The organism is Colwellia sp. 12G3 (genome assembly GCF_002836775.1).
In the GTDB taxonomy this organism is placed as follows: Bacteria; Pseudomonadota; Gammaproteobacteria; order Enterobacterales; family Alteromonadaceae; genus Colwellia.
Map to the genome: position 1 here is coordinate 70765 of NZ_PJAQ01000008.1, position 22821 is coordinate 93585.

General features: G+C 37.2%; 21 protein-coding genes and 4 tRNA genes. 14 read left to right on the forward strand and 11 right to left on the reverse strand.

The features are described 5' to 3' along the window. Positions 1-2 precede the first annotated feature (2 nt). Both CXF71_RS03135 and CXF71_RS03140 read left to right on the forward strand, forming a co-directional pair. Complete coding sequence (locus tag CXF71_RS03135) at positions 3-977, forward strand: ion transporter (protein WP_101231538.1); 975 nt, start codon at positions 3-5, stop codon at positions 975-977. A gap of 179 nt (positions 978-1156) precedes the next feature. Beyond that, the gene (locus CXF71_RS03140) at positions 1157-1369 is read left to right on the forward strand and encodes a hypothetical protein (protein WP_101231539.1); all 213 of its coding nucleotides are present in this window, start codon (positions 1157-1159) and stop codon (positions 1367-1369) included. 12 nt (positions 1370-1381) lie between these two features. On the opposite strand, the gene uvrB is transcribed toward CXF71_RS03140, so the two are convergent. Together uvrB and CXF71_RS03150 are read right to left on the reverse strand one after the other, a co-directional pair. Continuing rightward, entirely contained in the window at positions 1382-3403 is a 2022-nt protein-coding gene (gene uvrB / locus CXF71_RS03145; protein ID WP_101231540.1) for an excinuclease ABC subunit UvrB, read from the reverse strand. Further along, entirely contained in the window at positions 3400-4788 is a 1389-nt protein-coding gene (locus tag CXF71_RS03150) for an MATE family efflux transporter (RefSeq protein WP_101231541.1), read from the reverse strand. Before CXF71_RS03150 ends, uvrB begins: the two co-directional genes overlap by 4 nt. A gap of 634 nt (positions 4789-5422) precedes the next feature. Here CXF71_RS03150 and CXF71_RS03155 point away from each other — a divergent pair. From CXF71_RS03155 to CXF71_RS03170, 4 genes are all read left to right on the forward strand, one after another. After that, positions 5423-5498: transfer RNA gene (locus tag CXF71_RS03155), tRNA-Asn, on the forward strand. Between the two features lie 141 nt (positions 5499-5639). Next, a tRNA-Asn gene (locus CXF71_RS03160) sits at positions 5640-5715 on the forward strand. Between the two features lie 40 nt (positions 5716-5755). Beyond that, positions 5756-5831 (forward strand) — tRNA-Asn (locus tag CXF71_RS03165). Positions 5832-5871: 40 nt separating this feature from the next. Beyond that, positions 5872-5947: transfer RNA gene (locus CXF71_RS03170), tRNA-Asn, on the forward strand. Positions 5948-6144: 197 nt separating this feature from the next. On the opposite strand, the gene clpA is transcribed toward CXF71_RS03170, so the two are convergent. Continuing rightward, the gene (gene clpA, locus CXF71_RS03175; RefSeq protein WP_101231542.1) at positions 6145-8403 is read right to left on the reverse strand and encodes an ATP-dependent Clp protease ATP-binding subunit ClpA; all 2259 of its coding nucleotides are present in this window, start codon (positions 8401-8403) and stop codon (positions 6145-6147) included. Between the two features lie 20 nt (positions 8404-8423). Continuing rightward, a complete protein-coding gene (gene clpS, locus CXF71_RS03180; RefSeq protein ID WP_101231543.1) occupies positions 8424-8744 on the reverse strand; it encodes an ATP-dependent Clp protease adapter ClpS in 321 nt (106 codons plus the stop codon). 253 nt (positions 8745-8997) lie between these two features. Here clpS and cspD point away from each other — a divergent pair, with 253 nt between their 5' ends. Beyond that, entirely contained in the window at positions 8998-9216 is a 219-nt protein-coding gene (gene cspD / locus CXF71_RS03185; RefSeq protein WP_101231544.1) for a cold shock domain-containing protein CspD, read from the forward strand. Positions 9217-9310: 94 nt separating this feature from the next. Here cspD and icd read toward each other — a convergent pair whose 3' ends face one another. Then, positions 9311-10561, reverse strand: coding sequence for an NADP-dependent isocitrate dehydrogenase (icd, locus tag CXF71_RS03190; protein WP_101231545.1), 1251 nt, complete (start codon positions 10559-10561; stop codon positions 9311-9313). A 268-nt stretch (positions 10562-10829) separates the two neighbouring features. After that, positions 10830-13061, reverse strand: coding sequence for an NADP-dependent isocitrate dehydrogenase (locus CXF71_RS03195; protein ID WP_101231546.1), 2232 nt, complete (start codon positions 13059-13061; stop codon positions 10830-10832). A gap of 179 nt (positions 13062-13240) precedes the next feature. Here CXF71_RS03195 and CXF71_RS03200 point away from each other — a divergent pair, with 179 nt between their 5' ends. The 6 genes from CXF71_RS03200 to CXF71_RS03225 all read left to right on the forward strand — a co-directional run bounded on the left by CXF71_RS03200 (position 13241) and on the right by CXF71_RS03225 (position 18422). Further along, a complete protein-coding gene (locus CXF71_RS03200) occupies positions 13241-13846 on the forward strand; it encodes a pseudouridine synthase (RefSeq protein WP_198559821.1) in 606 nt (201 codons plus the stop codon). Next, the gene (locus CXF71_RS03205; RefSeq protein WP_232771365.1) at positions 13836-14345 is read left to right on the forward strand and encodes an NUDIX hydrolase; all 510 of its coding nucleotides are present in this window, start codon (positions 13836-13838) and stop codon (positions 14343-14345) included. Before CXF71_RS03200 ends, CXF71_RS03205 begins: the two co-directional genes overlap by 11 nt. A gap of 98 nt (positions 14346-14443) precedes the next feature. Next, complete coding sequence (gene mnmA / locus CXF71_RS03210; RefSeq protein ID WP_101231548.1) at positions 14444-15571, forward strand: tRNA 2-thiouridine(34) synthase MnmA; 1128 nt, start codon at positions 14444-14446, stop codon at positions 15569-15571. A 62-nt stretch (positions 15572-15633) separates the two neighbouring features. After that, positions 15634-16266, forward strand: a complete 633-nt coding sequence (gene hflD, locus CXF71_RS03215) for a high frequency lysogenization protein HflD (protein ID WP_101231549.1) — start codon at positions 15634-15636, stop codon at positions 16264-16266. Positions 16267-16342: 76 nt separating this feature from the next. Next, positions 16343-17713: an adenylosuccinate lyase gene (purB, locus tag CXF71_RS03220; protein WP_101231550.1), complete on the forward strand. Its 1371-nt coding sequence runs from the start codon at positions 16343-16345 to the stop codon at positions 17711-17713. 235 nt (positions 17714-17948) lie between these two features. Continuing rightward, the gene (locus tag CXF71_RS03225; protein WP_101231551.1) at positions 17949-18422 is read left to right on the forward strand and encodes a GNAT family N-acetyltransferase; all 474 of its coding nucleotides are present in this window, start codon (positions 17949-17951) and stop codon (positions 18420-18422) included. Between the two features lie 7 nt (positions 18423-18429). On the opposite strand, the gene CXF71_RS03230 is transcribed toward CXF71_RS03225, so the two are convergent. Then, a complete protein-coding gene (locus CXF71_RS03230; protein ID WP_101231552.1) occupies positions 18430-18837 on the reverse strand; it encodes a DUF4826 family protein in 408 nt (135 codons plus the stop codon). A 229-nt stretch (positions 18838-19066) separates the two neighbouring features. Between CXF71_RS03230 and CXF71_RS03235 the strand changes: the two genes are divergently transcribed. Continuing rightward, the gene (locus tag CXF71_RS03235; protein ID WP_101231553.1) at positions 19067-20104 is read left to right on the forward strand and encodes a Leu/Phe/Val dehydrogenase; all 1038 of its coding nucleotides are present in this window, start codon (positions 19067-19069) and stop codon (positions 20102-20104) included. A gap of 81 nt (positions 20105-20185) precedes the next feature. Here CXF71_RS03235 and CXF71_RS03240 read toward each other — a convergent pair whose 3' ends face one another. The 4 genes from CXF71_RS03240 to infC form a co-directional block, all read right to left on the reverse strand. Next, a complete protein-coding gene (locus CXF71_RS03240; RefSeq protein WP_101231554.1) occupies positions 20186-21289 on the reverse strand; it encodes a phosphoribosylaminoimidazolesuccinocarboxamide synthase in 1104 nt (367 codons plus the stop codon). Between the two features lie 220 nt (positions 21290-21509). Then, entirely contained in the window at positions 21510-21869 is a 360-nt protein-coding gene (rplT, locus tag CXF71_RS03245; protein WP_101228116.1) for a 50S ribosomal protein L20, read from the reverse strand. Positions 21870-21885: 16 nt separating this feature from the next. After that, a complete protein-coding gene (gene rpmI / locus CXF71_RS03250; RefSeq protein ID WP_033080618.1) occupies positions 21886-22080 on the reverse strand; it encodes a 50S ribosomal protein L35 in 195 nt (64 codons plus the stop codon). A 167-nt stretch (positions 22081-22247) separates the two neighbouring features. After that, positions 22248-22805, reverse strand: coding sequence for a translation initiation factor IF-3 (gene infC, locus CXF71_RS03255; RefSeq protein ID WP_101228117.1), 558 nt, complete (start codon positions 22803-22805; stop codon positions 22248-22250). Positions 22806-22821: the final 16 nt, after the last annotated feature.

Sequence of the window (22821 nt, forward strand, 5' to 3'; positions counted from 1 at the left end):
CTATGACTGAATCAAAGTTAGATGTAAGTATTGCAACCAAATCTTTAGCACAGTCTTATAGAGCTAAAGCATATCAGTTACTAGAAGGTCACTCTGGTATAAGTATGGTAGCAAAAAGTATAAATATATTTTTGATTATACTGATCATTACTAACGTTATTGCAGCTATATTTGAATCAGAATCAAACTACCATGAGCAATATTTAATTGAATTTGCTGTATTTGAATTTATTTCTTTAACCATTTTTTGCATTGAATATTTTTTCCGTTTTTGGTGCTGTGTTGAAGCAAAAGAATATGCACACTTATCTCATAGTAAAGCGAGAGTTAAGTATGTATTTTCCCCTATCGCATTAATTGATCTTATTGCGATATTACCTTTTATTATCGCCATGTTTTTCAGTGTCGATTTGCGCTCATTACGTCTTATTAGAGTTTTACGTTTATTAAAACTAACGCACTATTTTAAAGGTTTTAATATTTTCATTTCGGTTATTGCTAAAGAATTGAAAAGTATCACGGCTGCCATGATGGTGATGATATTTCTCATTGTCATTGCCGCTAGCTTAATGCATGCCATTGAAGGAAAAATTCAACCAGAGACTTTTGGCAGTATTTTACGGTCTCTTTGGTGGTCTGTTGTGACTATGACTACTGTCGGATATGGGGATGTAGTTCCTATTACGCCAATAGGAAAGGTAATAGCCACCGTTATTATGCTTATTGGTGTCGGATTAGTTGCATTACCCGCTGGCATGTTAGCAGCAAGATTTGGAGAAGAGCTTAGAGAGCGAAAAGACAACCTTGATAGTAAGATTAAGGTTGCTTTATCTGATGGTTATATTGACCAAAAAGAGTATCAAGAATTAGCTAGGTTAGCTGATAAGTTAGAGATTGATCAAGAGGACTTTCAGCGCAGCATCACTCAATTAAAACAGGAAAGTCACCACGAAAAGTGCCCTCATTGCGGAAAATAATTGGTTTTTTGTTCAATAAAAAAACAGTAGCTATATATTAATACACTGCTTATTAATAACTTATCCCCCTATAGATGAAAATAGTCATTAAAAAAATATTTTAAGATAAATATTTTATAACAATAACACCTCTTTCCCCCTAGACTTATAGGATGTTCTAGAAAAATTAAGGATGTCTTATGAGTGCTACGTGGAAGTATCAAGCACGACGTTTGAAACAGATGATTGATTCAAATAATGAAACTCAAGCTCACCTTTATATGGAGCGACTAATGTTGTTTCCTGTCGATATTCAAGACCGAATAATAGAAGATATAAGTCATCTCACTCACTGTAGTAGTGATGCTGTTGCTACTATTCTCGGTCATTACTCAATACAAGAACTTAAGTAAACGGCTATCAGCTTATGTAGATAGCTGCTGTATTCTTAGTTTTGCGATTTTATCTCGTATAGATGCGGCTTGTTCAAATTCTAAATTTTGTGCATGCCCTTGCATTACTTTTTCGAACTCAACTATTTTAGCATCAATTTGCCTAGTGGTTAGTAAAGGCTCTTCCGCTTGTTGATTGATATGATAATGTGTATTCGCTTCAGCAACTTTATCGAGTGATTTAGCGTCACTGTAGTTACCAACCCCCATGACATCAGTAATTCGTCTAACAACGCCTTGAGGAGTAATATTATTGTCTAAATTGTATTGATGTTGCTTTACTCTACGTCGTTCTGTTTCATCAATAGCACGTCGCATAGAGCCCGTTATTCTATCTCCATACAATATTGCTCTACCATTTAGATTACGCGCAGCTCTGCCAATAGTTTGAATCAAAGAACGATCAGAACGTAAAAAACCTTCTTTATCCGCATCTAAAATCGCAACTAAGGACACTTCCGGCATGTCTAAGCCTTCACGGAGTAAGTTAATTCCCACTAAAACATCAAATTTACCCAGTCTAAAGTCTCTTATAATTTCGACCCGTTCAACGGTATCAACATCTGAATGCAAATAGCGCGCTTTAATACCGTGCTCATCCAAATAATCCGTTAAATCTTCGGCCATGCGTTTAGTTAACGTGGTAGCTAAAACCCTTTCGTCTAATGGTAGACGCTTATGTATCTCTGATAATAAATCATCAACTTGTGTTTCAACCGGTCGAACTTCAATTTGAGGATCAAGTAGACCTGTTGGTCTAACAACTTGTTCTGCAATATCGCCATTAGATTTTTCTAGTTCATATTTACTTGGCGTAGCAGAAACATAAATTGTTTGTGGCGAAATAGCTTCAAACTCTTCAAACTTCATTGGTCTGTTATCTAAAGCTGAGGGAAGTCTAAAGCCATACTCTACTAAGTTTTCTTTACGCGACCTATCCCCTTTATACATAGCGCCAATTTGTGGCACGGTAACATGGGACTCATCAATAATAAGTAAACCGTCATCAGGTAAATAATCGAATAATGTTGGAGGTGCACCTCCCTCTTCTCGCCCTGATAAATAGCGAGAATAGTTTTCTATACCCGAGCAATAACCAAGCTCAGTCATCATCTCGATATCAAATTGGGTGCGTTGAGTAAGACGCTGTTCTTCGACTAACTTATTATTATCTTTGAGCTGTTTCGATCTGTGCTTCAGCTCAATTTTAATTTTTTCTACTGCCGCTAATATTTTCTCTCTAGGCGTCGCATAATGTGTTTTAGGGTAAACAGTGACTCGAGGTAGTGTTCTTTCAACTTGTCCAGTTAGAGGATCAAATTGGCTTATTCGCTCTATTTCTTCATCAAATAGTTCAACACGTAGCGCAAGACGATCAGATTCAGCAGGAAAAATATCAATAACGTCACCACGAACTCGATAAGTAGCTCGTGCAAAAGCAACATCATTACGCTTATATTGTAATTCAGCCAAGCGACGTAAAATATCGCGCTGATTGATAATATCACCTTGGCTAATATGCAACATCATCTTTAAATAAGAGTCGGGATCCCCTAAACCGTAAATAGCAGAAACAGAAGCAATAATAATAACGTCACGACGTTCTAATAGTGCTTTCGTTGCAGATAAACGCATTTGTTCAATGTGTTCATTAACCGAGGCATCTTTTTCTATAAAAGTATCTGTTGTTGGCACATAAGCTTCTGGCTGATAATAATCATAATAAGAAACAAAGTACTCAACAGCATTATTTGGAAAAAACTCTTTCATCTCTCCATAAAGTTGCGCCGCCAAGGTTTTATTCGGGGCTAACATCATGGTAGGTCGATTAAGTTTCTCAATCACGTTAGCAATAGTAAAGGTTTTACCTGAGCCAGTGACACCTAGAAGCGTTTGATGGGCTAAACCCGAATCAATGCCTTCCAATAATTGCTTTATTGCTGTTGGCTGATCACCACTTGGCGTGTAATCAGAGCATATAGTTAATTTTTTCATACTACTTGCTCAGATGAAATCGACTTATTTAAGGTAAATTGCTTCATAAATAATCGGTACGAAATCATAGCCATTAGGATATTTCCACATAATGCACCTGCAAATAGGCCTGCTAATCCGAAAAATAAACTACCCAAGTATGCTAAAGGCAAATAACAAACAAATAATCGTATAACACTTAATCCCAACGCGATCATTGGTTTATGTAAAGCATTAAATGATGAATTGGTCAGAATAACGATGCCTTGTAAACCATAACCCAGTGGGAGTATCCAAATGAATAGTTTAATTAAGTTGGCAACTTCAGTTTCTTTGGTAAATACACTCGCAATCCAAGGGGCGCAAAGAGCTAATAATACATAAATTATAATTTGCCAAGCTAAGATAAATCTTATAGAGACTTTGTAAGCATCTTCTACACGCTGTAATTGACCCGCTCCAAAATTTTGACTAATAAAAGGGGGTAACGTCATCGATAAAGCTAGCACAATCAAACAAGCTATTGATTCAAGTCTTGAACCAACACCAAAAGCGGCAACCGCAGACTCACCATATGTCGCTACTATCGCGGTCATTATAGCCGCAGCAATAGGTGTTAACATATTAGCGCCTGCAGCAGGCAAACCTATCTTCAAAATGTGTTTACAAGCACAAATCAGCTCTTTCATAGGTAACATAGTAGTATGAATAAGGTCGTGCTTTTTAGTTAAAATGTACAGTACAAACCCTAATCCAAAAACCCATGAAATTAAGGTAGCAATTGCTGCCCCCTGTATCCCCATGGCAGGAACAGGACCAAAACCAAATATAAAAATAGGATCAAGTACAGCGTTAATGAGTCCAGCACTTCCCATAATTATACTGGGTGTTTTAGTATCTCCTGATGCCCTTAATACGGCATTACCGATCATCGGACCAATTAAACATATGCTTCCGATATACCAAATATCCATATACTGATGGATTAAGGGTAATAAAGACGGCTGAGCACCTAATAAAGTAAATAAGGGGTCTGTAATGAAATACCCTACTGTTGATAAGCACGCAACAATAATGGCTGCTAAATATAATGCGGCGGTTGCAGCATTTTTTGCGGACTTTGGATCTTTTTTCCCTAAAAACTTAGCGATAACGGCAGAGGTTCCTATACCTAAACCAATCATTAAACTAAGTACAGTGAAAGTCACAGGGAATGTAAAACTAATTGCTGCTAGGGGTTGCGTCCCGAGCAGTCCAACGAAAAAGGTATCGACTAAATTAAACGTCATTAATAGAATCATTCCATATATCATAGGAATGGTCATGCGTTTTAACGTATTAGGTACAGGATCTTCGAGTAGATTAGTTTGTTTGTTATTATGCCTAGCCGTGTTTGTTTTAGTCATTTAATATTATCAGTGGTTCTATTAGTCAAGGTAAATAATACGTAGCGATACATTGTAAAAGATTAACTAACTTTTACCTAGCGCAGATTTATCAGATAACCTTGCTTTAAAAAAAACACCTTTGCTTAATGTCTTAATAATAAATACGTCACAAATTCTTTTACTTTTATGTCATAACGAAAACACCTCAAGGTACATAGCCGAGGCATGACATTATAAATAAACACACCGTTATAATAGCTACCAAACAACATGGTTAAAAATCACTCTACTTATTAAGTAAATCACAAAATAACAACAAGGCATTGATATTAAAGTATTTAAAAACAAATTTATTTTATATTGACTTATAGCCACGCCAATAAAAACGCATTATCAATATAAATCTACACTTTAACCCACAGAGTTATCCACAGGAATCGTGGATAACTAAAGATTTATCCTTTTTACGAACATATTTTAACCACCCCACCCAAGAGTTCAAAAAACCGCCGAAAAGTGGTGTAAAAGCACCTCTTCTGAACACATCTTCAGCAAACAATATTTATTTCAATAATTTATTATTTTTCTGTTGACACTTAGGCCACAGGTCTTTATTATTCTGCCCCGTTAGCCACTGAGGTTAACACGAGATTCCCCAATAGCTCAGTTGGTAGAGCGATGGACTGTTAATCCATGTGTCACTGGTTCGAGCCCAGTTTGGGGAGCCACATTTAACAATGAGTACGATGTTAAGAAAGCTATTGCGTTAACTGCACTATCTTTAATAAGCATATAATACTGGTTGTTTTTTCAAGCTTCGCTTGGGAAAAGTTTCAACTTCATAATAAGCAGAAGTTAAAAAAGTTTATTCCCCAATAGCTCAGTTGGTAGAGCGATGGACTGTTAATCCATGTGTCACTGGTTCGAGCCCAGTTTGGGGAGCCACATTAAACTTCATTAATAAACAGAAGTTAAAAAAGTTTATTCCCCAATAGCTCAGTTGGTAGAGCGATGGACTGTTAATCCATGTGTCACTGGTTCGAGCCCAGTTTGGGGAGCCACATTAAACTTCATTAATAAACAGAAGTTAAAAAAGTTTATTCCCCAATAGCTCAGTTGGTAGAGCGATGGACTGTTAATCCATGTGTCACTGGTTCGAGCCCAGTTTGGGGAGCCACATTAAAATGTGAAACGAAACCTGCTTAATGCAGGTTTTTTTTCGTCTCGAATAAAGTAAAAACTCACATTTAATAAAAAACTTTTGACTGATAAACACCGTTATACCCCTTCAAGCTAAACCACTTTCTCTTCATAACTGACATAAAAAAACCTAACAAGTAAACTTGTTAGGTTTTTAATAAATGACTACTAATATTATTTCTCAGTAATCAACTCTTGTTTGTTTTCACAAGTAATCACTAAACGATCTTTTTTAACATTTACCTTAGCTACGCCTCCATGTGTTAATTCACCAAAGAGTAATTCATTTGCCAGTGATTTTTTCAAGTGTTCTTGTATTAAGCGTGATATAGGTCTTGCGCCCATCGACTTATCGTAACCATTCTCAGCTAACCATAACCTCGCCTGCTTGCTTAACTCAAGTGAAACACCCTTATCATCGAGCTGTGCTTGTAATTCAACAATGAATTTATCAACAACCTGCTGAATAACAATGTTATCTAGATGGTTGAACCATAAAATATTATCTAAACGGTTTCTAAATTCCGGTGAAAATACTTTATTAATTTCACTTAATGCATCAAGGCTATGATCTTGCTGTTTAAAGCCAATAGATTGACGCACAGTTTCTTGTACACCTGCATTGGTTGTTAACACCAATATAATGTTTCTAAAGTCCGCTTTTCGGCCGTTATTGTCCGTTAATGTGCCGTGGTCCATCACTTGCAATAAGATGTTATATACATCCTCATGAGCCTTTTCTATTTCATCCAACAATACAACTGCGTGGGGATGTTTTATAACCGCATCTGTTAATAACCCACCTTGCTCATAACCGACGTAACCTGGAGGGGCACCAATAAGGCGACTAACAGCATGTTTCTCCATATATTCTGACATATCAAAACGTAACAGTTCTATGCCCATTATTTTAGCGAGCTGTTGGGTTACTTCTGTTTTACCAACTCCTGTAGGACCTGCAAATAAGAAAGAGCCTACCGGCTTTTCTTCATTACCTAGACCAGCTCGAGATAATCGAATAACAGATGACAGTTCATCAATAGCTTTGTCTTGACCAAACACAACAAGTTTCAAATTACGGTCAAGGTTTTTAAGACCATCTTTTTCACTTAGCGATACTGATTTTTCAGGTATTCTAGCCATTTTTGCTACAATGCTTTCAATATCGGTATTATTAATGACTTTTTTACGCTTATTCGGTGCAATAAGTTGTTGCCTAGCACCCGCTTCATCAATAACATCAATAGCTTTATCAGGGAGAAACCTCTCATTAATATATTTATCTGATAAATGAGCTGCTGCATATAAGGCTTTATTGGTATAACGAATACCATGATGGTTTTCATACTTTTCTTTCAAGCCCTGCAGTATTTTAGTTGTATCAGCAACACTAGGCTCTGCTATGTCAATTTTTTGGAAACGACGAGCCAATGCTCGATCCTTTTCAAAAACACTTTGATATTCTTGGTACGTTGTTGAGCCTAAGCAGCGAATTTTACCTGCTGATAAAAGTGGCTTAAGCAGATTAGAAGCATCCATCATGCCACCAGAAGCCGCTCCAGCACCTATAATTGTATGGATTTCATCAATAAATAGTACTGCATTTTTATCTTCTTCAAGTTCTTTTAATAAAGATTTAAAACGTTTTTCAAAATCACCTCTATATTTAGTACCTGCTAATAAAGCCCCCATATCTAAGGAGTAAATTGTCGCATCAGCTAAAAACTCAGGCACCTGATTATTAACAATTAAATTAGCTAATCCTTCTGCAATAGCAGTTTTACCAACACCAGCTTCCCCAACAAACAATGGATTGTTTTTTCTACGTCGACTTAATACCTGTAAAGTACGTTCAAGTTCATCGTCTCGACCTATTAATGGGTCAATATTACCTTTACGGGCTTCTTCATTAAGATTTACAGAAAAATTCTCAATGGTACGTGGTTCTTCTTCGCTTTGTTGATCACCATCCAAAGCATGAGGCGCATTATCATCATCAACCTTTGCAATACCATGAGAGATATAATTAACAATATCGAGACGACTAATATCTGACTTTTTCAAAATATAGGCCGCTTGTGATTCTTGCTCACTAAAAATTGCAACTAGCACATTCGAGCCACTGACTTCATTTTTACCCGATGATTGAACATGGAACACAGCTCGCTGTAGAACGCGCTGGAAGCCTAACGTTGGTTGAGTCTCTCTTTCATCTTCTCCAACAGGGATCATGGGTGTTGTTTCACCTATAAAATCTAATAGACTTTTACGCAATTTTGCTAAATTTGCTCCGCAAGCTCCTAGGGCTTCAATCGCTGAGGGGTTATCTAACAATGCCAACAATAAATGTTCTACAGTCATAAATTCATGGCGAGATTCTTTAGCTTGGCGAAAGGCTAAATTAAGTGATACTTCTAAGTCTTTGTTTAGCATAGCTACTCCAATTTATAACTTTATGCTTTTTCCATCACACACTTTAGTGGGTGCTGATTGTCAAAAGCGTACTGGACAACATGTTCTACTTTTGTTTCTGCTATTTCTGCAGTATATGTGCCACAAAGGCCTTTTCCTTTATAGTGAATGGTTAACATAATATCTGTTGCTTGCTCTTCACTTTTATTAAAAAAGTTACACAATACATCTACAACAAAGTCCATCGGGGTATAGTCATCATTGAGTAAAAAAACATGGTATCTTGCCGGCTCTTCTATTTTATCTCTAACTTCATCTTCCACGATGCCTTGGGTGTCAAATAACTCTTTCCAGTTGCTCATATGTTTATCTTAGTCTCTACTTTTTACTTTTGCTGTAACTTTTCGTACAATTATGCTTAAAAAACCGTGAAAAAAGCACTTTTTCAACTTGACTAATTCTATAAATTAGCTACGATTCTATAAGTGGCTAATATTTAGCCGCTTAGTTTGTTGTCTATGTATATACTATTGTTTGCAACTCCTTGGGGAATATGGAGTACAAAGAGAAGTAAAACATAATTAAATACTAAAGGATATAAAAGGAAGTTGAAGTATGGCACACGGTACAGTTAAATGGTTTAATAATGCTAAAGGTTTTGGTTTTATTCGTCCAGATAGCGGCGGAGATGATATTTTTGCGCACTATTCAACAATTGAGATGGAAGGATATCGAACATTGAAAGCCGGACAAGATGTCAATTACGAACTAAATGATGGCCCTAAAGGTCACCATGCAGCTAGTATTAAGTTAGCTGAAGGCGAAATAGAATAAATATAAAACTTTGCGCTAAAGTGACACATAAAAACACAGCTATTTAGCTGTGTTTTTTATTATCTTATTTCCGGTATCTGCATATCATCAATAATTACATATGATCAATAATACAATCTCCAAACGCTGAACAAGAGACCAACGTGGCATCATCCATAAGTCGTTCAAAATCATAAGTAACTGTTTTCGCTTTAATTGCTCCCGACATCCCTTTAAGAAGTAGATCAGCAGCTTCGAGCCAGCCCATATGTCTTAGCATCATTTCAGCAGAAAGGATTACCGAGCCTGGGTTGACTTTATTCTTACCAGCATATTTTGGTGCTGTGCCATGGGTAGCTTCAAACACGGCAACTTCATCACCTAAATTGGCACCTGGCGCAATACCTATGCCACCAACTTGTGCCGCAAGTGCATCTGATAAATAGTCACCATTTAAATTTAACGTAGCTATAACACTATATTCCGCAGGACGTAATAAAATCTGCTGTAACATAGCATCGGCAATAACATCTTTAATGATGATTTCTTTACCTGTCTTAGGGTTTTTAAGCGAACACCAAGGGCCGCCATCAATCAAACTTGCACCAAACTCCTCTAAAGCAAGCTCATAGCCCCAATCTTTAAAAGCTCCTTCAGTAAATTTCATAATATTACCTTTATGAACCAAAGTTACCGAGTCTTTATCATTATCAATGGCGTATTGTATCGCTTGTCTCACCAAGCGTTGTGTTCCTTCTTTTGATACCGGCTTTATACCTATGCCACAATTTTCAGTGAAGCGAATATTACTTGCGCCCATTTCTTCAGTCAAAAACTTAATCATAGCTTTCGCTTTGTCACTACCTGCCTTAAATTCAATACCTGCATAAATGTCTTCAGTATTTTCCCTAAAGATAACCATATCAACTTCTGATGGTCTCTTTACTGGGCTTGGAACACCCGTAAACCACTGTACTGGACGTTGGCATACATAAAGATCAAGCATTTGTCTTATTGCGACATTCAAAGAACTCATTCCCCCACCAACAGGTGTGGTCAATGGGCCTTTTATGGAAACTTTATATTCTTGTAATATGGCAAGTGTTTCATCAGGAAGCCACGTTTCACTATCATACATTTTAGTGGCTTTCTCTCCCGCATAGACTTCCATCCATACTATTTCTCTTTCCCCAGCATAAGCCTTAGCAACTGCGGCGTTCACAACTTTTAGCATTGGGGGTGTTACATCAACACCTATGCCATCACCTTCAATAAAAGGAATTATTGGATTATTTGGTACTGATAATTTACCGTCAATAAAAGTAATTTTATCTCCAGTAGTGGGAATGATGATTTGATTAGTCATAGGACGAGCTCCACGTTAAACGGGTATATGGATAAATTAATACATTTTGTATAAAGGTTTCTCTACTAAACTAATTCAAAAAAGGACGAGGCACTAATCACTATTTAGTGATACCCATTATCATTAAAATGAATGAATAGCTCTTAGACTATAGCCTAATAAAATAAACAATCAAAAAAAAAGCTAAGTATTACTACTTAGCTTTTGATTAATACGGTGCTATTAGCTAGCACCGTATTATTTTTATCTATTTAAAACAAACACTACCTTAAAGTAATGCAGATAATATTGTATTAAATGTTTCACTTGGTCGCATTGCTTTTTCGGCCAGTTGAGTATCAGCAAAATAGTAACCATTAATATCAATAGCAGGACCTTGAGCTGCATTTAATTCAGCAACAATTTTTTCTTCCTGCTTAGTTAGTGCTTGAGATACGCCGATAAAACTTTCTTGTAGCTCTGTATCTATTGTTTGCGCTGCGATGGCTTGTGCCCAGTACATTGCAAGATAGAAGTGACTACCACGGTTATCTAACTCACCTACTCTGCGAGAAGGTGATTTATTTGTATCTAAGAACTTGCCTGTAGCCGAATCTAAGGTATCCGCTAATATTTGTGCTCTAGCATTACCGGTAGTTACTGCAACATGTTCAAGTGATGCTGCAAGCGCTAAAAATTCGCCTAAAGAATCCCAACGTAAGTGATTTTCTTTTTCAAACTGTTGAACGTGCTTAGGTGCAGAGCCACCAGCGCCAGTTTCGAATAAACCACCACCATTCATTAATGGCACAATTGAAAGCATTTTTGCACTTGTGCCAAGCTCTAAAATTGGAAACAAATCGGTTAAGTAATCACGTAATACATTACCGGTAACAGAGATCGCATCTTCACCTTTAGCAACACGGGCAAGCGTATATTCACAAGCTTTCACTGGTTCAAGAATTTGGATATCTAAGCCAGTAGTATCATGATTAGCTAAATACGTATTAACTTTTTTGATCATTTGTGCATCATGGCCACGATTTTCATCTAACCAGAATACTGTAGGAGTTCCAGTCGCTTTAGCGCGAGTAACAGCCAATTTAACCCAATCTTGGATAGGTGCATCTTTCACCTGACACATTCTGAATATATCGCCTTGAGCAACATTTTGCTCAATTAGTATTTCACCATTATCATTAACAACACGAACAACGCCCGCTGCTGCCATGGTAAATGTTTTATCATGTGAGCCATACTCTTCTGCTTTTTGTGCCATTAAACCAACATTTGGTACTGTACCCATAGTTGAAGGATTGAAAGCACCATTTTCACGACAAAAATCTACTACCGCTGAAAATACACCTGCATAGTTACGATCAGGTATCATAAACTTAGTATCTTTTTGTTGACCATCCGGTCCCCACATCATACCTGAAGCTCGAAGTGCAGCTGGCATTGATGCATCAATGATTACGTCACTAGGTACATGTAAGTTAGTAATACCCTTATCAGAGTCAACCATCGCCATTTCAGGGCGAGTGGCATAAACAGCTTGAAGATCGGCTTCTATTTCTGCTTTTTGATCTGCAGGTAAACGTGCTATTTTAGCGTAAACATCACCGATACCGTTATCCGCGTCAACACCTAACTGCTCAAAAGTCGCTGCATGTTTAGCAAAGACATCTTTGTAGAATACTTTAACTGCGTGACCAAACATGATTGGATCAGAAACTTTCATCATGGTTGCTTTTAAATGCAATGAAAGTAAAACATCTTCTTCTTTGGCTTTATTTATTTCAGTTTCAAAGAATTCTACCAATGCAGATTTACTCATTACTGATGCATCAATAATTTCTTTATCTAGTAACGGTAACTTTGATTTCAATAAAGTCACATCACCATTTTGAGCAACAAATTCAATATTTACACTGGTTGCACCATCAATAGTTACTGATTTTTCACTGCCGTAAAAATCACCTGATGCCATGTGAGCAACGTGAGATTTTGATTCCTTAGACCAAGCGCCCATTGAATGGGGGTTATTACGAGCATATTGTTTAACAGAAGCAGGAGCACGACGATCTGAATTACCTTCACGTAAAACAGGATTAACCGCTGAACCTAATACTTTAGCGTAAGTAAGCTTAATAGACTCTTCTGCTTCGTTTTGTGGTTCCGCTGGATAATTAGGTAAATCAAAGCCTTTTGCTTGTAATTCTTTGATAACTAATTCTAACTGTGGAATAGAGGCTGAAATATTTGGCAATTTGATAATATTGGCTTCTGGCGTTTTAGCTAAGTCGCCTAACTCAGCCAATGCATCATCAACACGTTGTTCTTCCGTTAAATATTTTGGGAAATTAGCTAAGATACGAGCTGCTAAAGAAATATCACGTGTTTCAACATTAATGCCTGAAGAAGCGGTATAAGCTTGAATAATTGGTAATAAAGAATACGTCGCTAAGGCAGGCGCTTCATCGGTAATAGTATAAATGATTTTTGAGTTATCAGTGCTCATTGAGATTCCTACTTTAATTAGCCAAAAGCTCCGGTGATCACATAAAAATTCACGACAAATTAATTAATATTCACCCAAGCTAAAATTTATTTTTCGCGCGCATAGTATAGTAATTCAAAGCGTATTAATATAGCCGAACAAAAAGCCATTCCATATTCGTAAGGAAAATAAGTCTACAAATGAATCAGAGCAAAGGCTATACAAGACATAGCGCTAAAACAGCACAAAAGGTACGACCAGTTGATGAAAAGCGAAAAATAGTGCTTTTCAATAAACCCTTTGACGTTTTATGCCAATTTACCGATGAAAATAATCGACGAACCTTAAAAGACTTTATAAACATACCTGGTGTATATGCGGCAGGACGACTTGATAGAGACAGTGAAGGATTATTATTACTGACCAATGATGGCAAATTACAGCATCAAATTGCCAACCCAGTGAAAAAAACTGAGAAAACTTACTGGGTGCAAATTGAAGGGGCCCCTTTAGAGCAAGATTTAGCTAAATTACGTCAAGGCGTTGAATTAAAGGATGGTATGACAAAACCAGCTAAAGTCGCCATTATGCTTGAACCTAAAATTTGGCCACGCATTCCCCCTATAAGGGAGCGTGCGAGTATCCCTACCACTTGGCTGGAAATCACCATAACGGAGGGGCGTAATAGACAGGTTAGACGCATGACAGCTAATATAGGATTCCCTACCCTTCGCCTCATTAGATATCGTATCGGTAACTGGACCTTAGACGATATTAAGAATGGAGAATATAAAGTTGAAGAGTAACAACTATGTTCAATCTGGTATTCATGAGTCCGAGACAAACGACCATGGGGCAAAACAATTTAAGCCTAATACAACCGTTGCTGCTGTTATTCATCACCAAGGTAAATTTTTGTTTGTTGAAGAACAAGAAAATAACCAAATGGTTTTTAATCAACCCGCTGGACACCTAGAAGAAAATGAAAACCTTATAACCGCAATTAAGCGAGAAATACTCGAAGAAACGGGATTAGCTTTAGAGCCCGATTACTTGTGTGGTATTTATTATTTCCACCGGCCCGACCTACAGCTATATTTTTTACGCTTTTGTTTTGTCATTGAATTAGAGCAGTGTTTAACCGGGCAACCGCAAGATAGTGAAATAATTGATACTCACTGGTTCAGCCTAGATCAAATAAAAGATAGACGTCAGGAATTACGCAGTTCTATGGTGCTAGAATGCATTGAAGATTACTTAGCTGGCAATAAAATTCCCTTATCGCAGCTAAAATCTAATCTTTAATCTATATCCTACTAGTTCTGCATGTTATAATTTTGCGCCTCTTATTTCGGTACAGTTAGTTAGTACATTTTTTTCTTAACGTCTATTGGTCAAATAACATGTTAACAGCCTCAAATAATAAAGCTCCAGAGCAAACCAAAGTCATTGTTGGTATGTCTGGAGGTGTCGACTCATCTGTTTCTGCTTATTTGCTTAAAGAGCAAGGTTATCAAGTAGAAGGCTTATTTATGAAGAATTGGGAAGAGGATGATACCGATGAGTATTGTGCTGCAGCCCAAGACTTAGAAGATGCACAGGCTATTTGTGACAAACTAGATATTAAATTACATACTATCAATTTTGCGACCGAATATTGGGACAATGTTTTCGAATATTTTCTTGAGGAATATAAAGCAGGACGTACTCCTAATCCTGATATCATGTGTAATAAAGAAATAAAATTTAAAGCTTTTTTAGAATTTGCTTGTGAAGACTTAGGCGCAGATTACATTGCCACTGGGCATTATGTGCAACGTGAGTTACGTGATAATTCATGGAAAATGGTACGTGGTCTTGATAATAACAAAGACCAAAGCTACTTCCTCTACACGCTTGACGAAAAACAATTAGCACAAACTTTATTTCCTGTCGGCCATATCGAAAAACCAGAAGTTCGTGCAATTGCCGAGAAAGCGGGATTAATTACCCATAATAAAAAAGACAGCACCGGTATTTGTTTTATCGGCGAGCGTAAATTCAAAGACTTTCTTGGTCAATATTTACCTGCAAAGCCCGGTATTATTGAGTCAGCAGAAGGTGTTGCTGTTGGTCATCACGATGGCTTGATGTATCATACTTTAGGTCAACGAAAAGGTTTACGTATTGGTGGATTAGCTGATGCTGGTGAAGAGCCGTGGTATGTTGTTGAAAAAGATTTATTACGCAATGTGCTTATTGTTGGTCAAGGGCATAATCACCCTCGCCTCTTTTCTAAAGGCTTAATTGCTAATCAGTTACATTGGGTGGATAGAAAAGCACTGACAAGTAGTATTAAGTGCACCGTCAAGACACGCTATCGTCAAGAAGATGTTTCATGCACCGTCACGCCGATAAGCGAGTCTGCTTCAGGTGAATATCAAATTGATTTTACCGAACAGCAAAGTTCAGTAACACCAGGACAGTCCGTCGTATTTTACCAAGATGATGTTTGTTTAGGTGGTGGTATCATTGATACCCTTATTCGCTAAGTTCTAGGCATTACCTAAGCCAAGCTCATCTAAGACAAGATAAACTAAGAACTAGAGACAAAATGAAAGATCAAACAATTACCTTTGCGGCTATTTGCCAAGTAGCCTATCAAGTACAGCAAGTATCACGCACAGGACAAATCACTGATGAAGATTTCGGTGTTTTATTGCAAAGTATTATTGAAACCTCACCGGTAAATACCTTAGCGGTTTATGGTGGTGAAATCGAGAATATTAAAAAAGGTCTTGAGCTATTAATTAGCCATTTAGACAGTGATGACAGCAGTACTAACTCAAAAAAACACAAAGATCCTGAGTTAACTCGCTATATCATTAGTTTAATAAATCTAGAAAGACGTCTTGCTAAACAACCACAACAGCTTAACGCTCTTGGTGACCGTATAAATGCAATCGAGCGCCAACTTGAGCATTACACGCTAACAAGTGAAACGTTAACGGCGAGTTTCGCTAGTATTTATAGCGATATTATCAGTCCCTTAGGTCATAAAATTCAGGTCACTGGCGAGCCAAGTATTTTAAAACAAAACGTAAATCAATATAAAATTAGAGCTTTGTTGCTCGCTGGTATTCGTGCAGCTGTTTTATGGCGACAAGTAGGCGGAAAAAGACGGCACATATTATTCAGCCGTAAAAAAATAGTCGATACCGCAAAACAATTACTAAACACTATTTGATAAAAATTAAACACTATTTAGCTCTTAAATTAAGCATCTTAGTTAAAGAGAATATTAATATAACCTAGGAAAAATTATGGAACTTTCAGCATTAAGTGCAATATCACCTGTAGATGGTCGTTATGGTAGCAAAGTAAAATCATTGCGCCCTATTTTTAGTGAATTTGGCCTAATTAAATACCGTGTTACGGTTGAAGTACGTTGGTTACAAAAACTTGCTGCAACTAGCGCAATAGCAGAAGTTCCGGCATTTTCAGCACAAGCGAATGACGTTTTAAATAACATCGTTACTAACTTTAGTGAAGAAGATGCTCTGTCGATCAAAAAAATTGAAGCAACAACTAACCATGATGTAAAAGCGGTTGAGTACTTCTTAAAAGACAAAATTGCTGATAACGCTGAATTAAACGCTGTGACTGAATTTATTCATTTTGCCTGTACTTCAGAAGACATCAACAACTTATCACACGCTTTAATGCTAACTGACTGTCGTGAAAACGTATTGTTACCTGAAATGGATAACATTTTAGCGGCAATGAAAGCACTAGCAATTGAATACAAAACTATTCCTATGATGTGTCGTACTCATGGACAACCGGCTTCTCCTAGTACGTTAGGAAAAGAGATGGCTAACGTCTATGTACGTTTACAACGTCAACGTGAGCAAATTGCTAATGTTGAAATGTTAGGTAAAATTAACGGTGCTGTAGGTAACTACAATGCTCACCTTAGTGCTTACCCTGAAGTTGATTGGCATGAATTTGCTAATGAGTTTGTTACTTCATTAGGTTTATCATTTAACGCATTCACAACTCAAATTGAACCGCATGACTACATTGCTGAGTTATTTGATGCTGTTGCACGTTTTAATACCATTTTAATCGATTTTGATCGTGATATTTGGGGTTATATTGCGATGGGCCACTTTAAGCAAAAAACTATTGCTGGCGAAATTGGCTCATCAACTATGCCGCATAAAGTTAACCCTATTGATTTTGAAAACTCAGAAGGTAACTTAGGCATTGCTAATGCCCTATTCACTCACCTATCACAAAAATTACCTATCTCTCGTTGGCAGCGTGACTTAACTGACTCAACAGTATTACGTAACTTAGGTGTTGGTTTTGCCCATACAATGATTGCTTACGGCGCAACACTAAAAGGTATTAGTAAGTTAGAAGTAAATGAAGCTAACTTAGCTGCTGAATTAGACAGTAATTGGGAAGTATTAGCAGAGCCAGTACAAACGGTTATGCGTCGTTACGGTATTGAAAAGCCTTATGAGAAACTAAAAGAATTAACGCGTGGTAAACGTGTTAATGGCGACTCTATGCGCGCTTTTATCATGACACTTGAATTACCAGAACATGCTAAAGCTCAATTATGTGAAATGACACCTGCTAGCTACATTGGCCGCGCTGTTGCTTTCATTGATGAACTAAAATAGATTGTAAAATAGATATTTCTATCTAAATAGTATAAAAAAGAAGGCACTATGCCTTCTTTTTTTATGTCTACAATTTAGTACTAATCGATTAAAGTAATTTAACTTAACCTTCGATAACAAATCGTAAAAAAAAAGAACAAAAAAATACGAATATCTATTGGCAATAACCCAAATTTTTAACTAGTCTGAATGTACTTCTGGTCTTCACCTTATCTAGTTAACGTTGGTTCTATAAATGTCTTACAGTATTAGCCAAGTAAAATGGCAACAAGCAGCTCCACTACTTAAAAACATTCGTGAAAAAGTATTTATCTGTGAAAGACGTATCCCCAAAAAAATTGAGTTTGACCAAGGTGATAGAACTGCATACCACATGCTGGTATGTGATGATAATAACCAAGAGCCTATTGCTACTGGCCGTATATCTCCACAAGGAGAAATAAGTCGAATTGCCGTAGTTATGGGTTATAGAAGTGAAAAAATAGATAAGTTTATAATGCTGGGGCTATTTCGTATTGCAGATAGATTAACCCTTAAAGAAGTTTTTATTTCAAGTCCGCTTGAAAAAGTAGAGTATTTTACTAAGCATGAATTTTACCCTATTGGCTCAGTATACATGGAAGCTGGCATGCCAAAACAACGTATGGCATGCGCAATATCCAAAGCAGTTAAGCATGCTGAAAAAGCAAAGTACTACTTAAATCATTAAAACTTAACTATTTTGATTCCCACAAAGGCTCATCGTTATATAGTTTATACAAACCCTCGGCACGGCCAATTAATAAATGAGCAAACGTCTTTTGCTCTTCATCCTTAGCCTGTAATAAGTTTTCCGCTTGCATCTGCCACTTTAACGCAAAGTGCCTTAATGCTTCACGCGCATTCGGTGCTACATCAATACTACTGTGATCGCTGGGCAAATCGCCGCATAAAACCCAAAACTTTTTACCGTCCATTGCTGTTAATTTCCATAACGCCAATAAAGGTACTAAATAGCGACTTTCTTCTACACTAACACTATTAGTAACAATACCCTTTTCTGCTAAGTATTTAGTGGCAATTTGATATTGTTTTTTTACCCACTGCTGCTGTTGCTCTTCTGTCATCTGTACTGCTTCGGTCATTTTATCTCTCTAATCATTAGAATTTTTTTGAATTATTTCTTTAATAGCTGAGCAAGTTTGTCATGATTAATTAGCAAATTGTAGCCTTTAGCTTACAACTGGCATCTTAATATTAAATTGTTAATTTTATCAGTGACTAGCTTGGCTATTTTGTAGGTGCTATCGTTCCATAACAACATTACAACACATTTAAATTGCCTTTTCTAGCAAGAAAAAATGGAGAAACTAAATGGCTTTATTTGATTTACCTGATTTTGATGACCACGAGCAAGTAGTTTATTGCAGTGATGATGCGAGTGGACTAAAAGCTATTATTGCCGTACATAGTACCAAACTTGGTGCAGCGGTAGGTGGCTGTAGAATGTGGGATTATGCTAGCGATGAGGAAGCACTCGTTGATGTTTTGCGACTATCAAAAGGCATGACATATAAAAATGCAATGGCAGGTCTTAAAATGGGGGGTGGTAAATCTGTCATTATTGGCGATGCTAAAAAACTCAAATCTGAAGCATTATTCCAAGCTTTTGGCGAAGCATTAAATGGCCTAAATGGTCGCTATTTAAGTGCAGAGGATGTCAATATCACCACCAGCGATATTGCTATAGCAAACACTGTGACGCCTTTTGTAACTGGCACAGAAGGTAAAAGTGGTAACCCTGCTCCTTTTACTGCTCTTGGCACATTTCTGGGTATTAAAGCGTCGGTAAAGCATAAACTTAATCGTGATGACTTAACTGGACTCAAAGTTGCGGTTCAAGGTTTAGGAAGCGTAGGATATCTTTTGTGTGAACACCTCCATAAAGCTGGCGCAGAACTTATTATCACTGATATCAACCAAACCGCTTTAGACATTGCCGCTACAGAGTTTAATGCGACAGTTGTTGGTTTAGATGAAATATACGATCAAGATGTAGATATTTATGCTCCTTGTGCACTCGGTGCTACCATTAATGATAAAACACTAAGTCGTTTGAAAGCGAGTATTATTGCAGGGTGTGCAAATAACCAATTAGCCGAACCTCGTCATGATCAAGCCTTAGTTGACCAAGGCATATTATACGCACCGGATTATGTTATTAATGCGGGTGGTATCATCAATGTCTCATTTGAAGATAATTATGATTGTGAAAAGTCGACTACAAAGGTTGGCGAGATTTATCACACCTTACTAGATATTTACACTAAAGCAGATGCTCAAAGTAGACCTACCGGCATCATTGCTGATGAAATGGCACGTGAAATCATCAAAAACGGTGGTAAAATATAACCACGTCCACTAAGACTTAACGAGTAGATAACAAAAACCCAGCAATCAGCTGGGTTTTTTATTGAAAATATATTTTATAGCTTAATCAATTAACTGATACTGCTCACGCAAAATTGTAATAATTTCGGCTTTAGGATTATCAGATAAAACAATTTTTTGACCGGTAATTTTCTCAGCGATACCGGTATAAGTTTTTGACACATCCATAAGTACTGACAACGGCAGTTTATTATCTCGTGCTAATGCTTCGCGCTCAATCATCCGGTCTTTATTTAGCAATATATCAGGATCTGGAAAATGCTTTAATAACAGCTGGCGAAAGCCCTCTTTAGAATTTTCAACAACATTACCTGCTCGATATTGCTCGCCATCCCATATACGTGAAGAATCAGGCGTACCTACTTCATCCATATAAATAAGCTTATCATCACCGGTAACGTCTTTGACATAGCCAAATTCAAACTTAGTATCAACAAAGACTTGATCTATTTTCGATAAAGCCGCTGAAATAACATCGAAACCTTCGGTGAGTAGTTTTTCATAACGTGCAATATCATCGACTGATTTAAAGTTAAAAGCTTCAAAGTTATCTTCAATATTTTTACGGGTAATATTAACATCATCAACGGCAGGAACGCCGGGAATACCTTCTAAAATTCCTTTGGTAGAAGGCGTTTGCAGTAACGACGTTAACTTACTATCTTTTTCTAGCCCTTCAGGTAATTCAATACCACAAAAGTCTCTTTCACCTTTAGTGTATGCACGCCACATTGAACCCGTAATATATTGACGACAAATGGCTTCAATCATCACTGGCTTAGCTTTTTGTACAATCCATACAAAGGGATGCGGGATATCTAAAATATGACTATCTGCTAGTCCTTGCTCTTTAAATAACTTAAACCAGTGGTTTGATATAGCATTTAATGCTGCACCTTTACCTGGTACACCACGCATATCGTTCTCACCTGACCAGATACAGTCAAAAGCTGATATTCGGTCACTAATTACCATAATGGCTAATGATGTATCAATAGGAACATCATAGCCCTTCTCTTCGATAAGGCGCTTACTATCTGTTGCTGTTAACCAATAAACAGAACGCACTTTACCACTGTGTACTGGTGCATCAGTACGGATAGGAAGATCATTATTAACAGCTAAAACTTTATCAGCTAGGTTCATAGTCATTTCTCTTGATTATTTATTTTGGTCAAAGATTAAATATTCTCACATGTATATACAACCATGCTGCTTAACTAAAGTTACTACAAATATTGTTACTAGCACTATTGAGAGTAATAACTTTAGTTAAACAGATTCATTTAAAAATAAAAAGGACGCTATAAAGCGTCCTTTTTATTCAAGCTTAACTAAAACTTAGCTAAGCTTACATTCTATAATCTTAAGCAGCTAAAGAAGCTTGCGCTTTTTCAACTAAGAAAGTGAATGCTGCTTTATCGTATACTGCGATGTCAGCTAGGATCTTACGATCTATTTCAATAGAAGCCTTTTTAAGACCATTAATGAATTTACTGTAAGATAAACCATTTTGACGAGCTGCTGCATTAATACGTGTGATCCAAAGCTGACGGAATTGACGTTTACGTTGACGACGATCGCGGTAAGCGTATTGACCTGCTTTAGTTACTGCTTGGTAAGCAACACGATAAACACGGCTACGTGCTCCGTAATAACCTTTAGCTTGCTTTAGAACTTTCTTGTGACGTGCACGAGCTTGTACACCACGTTTTACTCTAGCCATTTTCTATATCTCCTAATTAACCGTGACGTAAAAGTTTTTTAACTGACTTAATGTCAGATGCGGCGATCATGCATTTAGCACGAAGATGACGCTTAACTTTAGTACGACGCTTAGTCAGGATATGACGAAGGCCAGCTTGTTTGAACTTGTAGCCATTGGCTGTTTTTTTAAAGCGCTTTGCAGCACCTTTATTCGTTTTCATTTTAGGCATGAGAATAACTCCGCATTTATACCCGTAGGTATTGCCAAACATTAAGTAGCTAGGGCGAAAGTAACCAAGAAAACTTGAATACCTTACTTGTAAGCCTTAACTACAGCGTAAAGATAAAGTTGGTGGATAAGAAACTATAAAGTTTCTTACTCTTATTAAACCAAGTTTTATCTATTTTTAGGGGCTAAGACCATCACCATTTGACGTCCTTCCGCACGACGCGGGAAGAACTCAAGCACTGTTAGCTCTTCTAAATCGTTTTTAACACGAGTAAGAAGCGCTAAACCTAGCTCTTGGTGGGCCATTTCACGGCCACGGAAACGTAAAGTTACCTTGACCTTATCACCGCCTTCTAAAAAGCGTTTCAGGTTGCGTAGTTTTACCTGATAATCGCCTTCATCTGTACCAGGACGGAATTTAATTTCCTTAACCTGTATTTGTTTCTGGTTTTTACGTTGTTCTTTTTGTTCTTTAGCTTTTTCATAGATAAACTTGCCGTAATCCATCACGCGACAAACGGGTGGTTTAGCAGTAGGGCTAATTTCAACTAGATCAACACCAGCGTCATCCGCTTGGTCCATTGCTTCGTCTAATGTAACGATGCCACCAGGTTCTCCGTCAAACTTAATCAAACGAATTTCGTTGTCTAGGATATCTGTAATTAACTCATTCAAACGATGAGCCGGCTCTTTACGCCCGCCTCGTTGTCCACCTTTAATAGCCATGTTCCTCCAAAGAACT

Bases quoted from the DNA above. Each gene is read 5' to 3' on its own strand.
- CXF71_RS03135 (WP_101231538.1), top strand. From the start codon at position 3: ATGACTGAATCAAAGTTAGATGTAAGTATTGCAACCAAATCTTTAGCA.
- CXF71_RS03140 (WP_101231539.1), top strand. From the start codon at position 1,157: ATGAGTGCTACGTGGAAGTATCAAGCACGACGTTTGAAACAGATGATT.
- uvrB (WP_101231540.1), bottom strand. From the start codon at position 3,403: ATGAAAAAATTAACTATATGCTCTGATTACACGCCAAGTGGTGATCAG.
- CXF71_RS03150 (WP_101231541.1), bottom strand. From the start codon at position 4,788: ATGACTAAAACAAACACGGCTAGGCATAATAACAAACAAACTAATCTA.
- clpA (WP_101231542.1), bottom strand. From the start codon at position 8,403: ATGCTAAACAAAGACTTAGAAGTATCACTTAATTTAGCCTTTCGCCAA.
- clpS (WP_101231543.1), bottom strand. From the start codon at position 8,744: ATGAGCAACTGGAAAGAGTTATTTGACACCCAAGGCATCGTGGAAGAT.
- cspD (WP_101231544.1), top strand. From the start codon at position 8,998: ATGGCACACGGTACAGTTAAATGGTTTAATAATGCTAAAGGTTTTGGT.
- icd (WP_101231545.1), bottom strand. From the start codon at position 10,561: ATGACTAATCAAATCATCATTCCCACTACTGGAGATAAAATTACTTTT.
- CXF71_RS03195 (WP_101231546.1), bottom strand. From the start codon at position 13,061: ATGAGCACTGATAACTCAAAAATCATTTATACTATTACCGATGAAGCG.
- CXF71_RS03200 (WP_198559821.1), top strand. From the start codon at position 13,241: ATGAATCAGAGCAAAGGCTATACAAGACATAGCGCTAAAACAGCACAA.
- mnmA (WP_101231548.1), top strand. From the start codon at position 14,444: ATGTTAACAGCCTCAAATAATAAAGCTCCAGAGCAAACCAAAGTCATT.
- hflD (WP_101231549.1), top strand. From the start codon at position 15,634: ATGAAAGATCAAACAATTACCTTTGCGGCTATTTGCCAAGTAGCCTAT.
- purB (WP_101231550.1), top strand. From the start codon at position 16,343: ATGGAACTTTCAGCATTAAGTGCAATATCACCTGTAGATGGTCGTTAT.
- CXF71_RS03225 (WP_101231551.1), top strand. From the start codon at position 17,949: ATGTCTTACAGTATTAGCCAAGTAAAATGGCAACAAGCAGCTCCACTA.
- CXF71_RS03230 (WP_101231552.1), bottom strand. From the start codon at position 18,837: ATGACCGAAGCAGTACAGATGACAGAAGAGCAACAGCAGCAGTGGGTA.
- CXF71_RS03235 (WP_101231553.1), top strand. From the start codon at position 19,067: ATGGCTTTATTTGATTTACCTGATTTTGATGACCACGAGCAAGTAGTT.
- CXF71_RS03240 (WP_101231554.1), bottom strand. From the start codon at position 21,289: ATGAACCTAGCTGATAAAGTTTTAGCTGTTAATAATGATCTTCCTATC.
- rplT (WP_101228116.1), bottom strand. From the start codon at position 21,869: ATGGCTAGAGTAAAACGTGGTGTACAAGCTCGTGCACGTCACAAGAAA.
- rpmI (WP_033080618.1), bottom strand. From the start codon at position 22,080: ATGCCTAAAATGAAAACGAATAAAGGTGCTGCAAAGCGCTTTAAAAAA.
- infC (WP_101228117.1), bottom strand. From the start codon at position 22,805: ATGGCTATTAAAGGTGGACAACGAGGCGGGCGTAAAGAGCCGGCTCAT.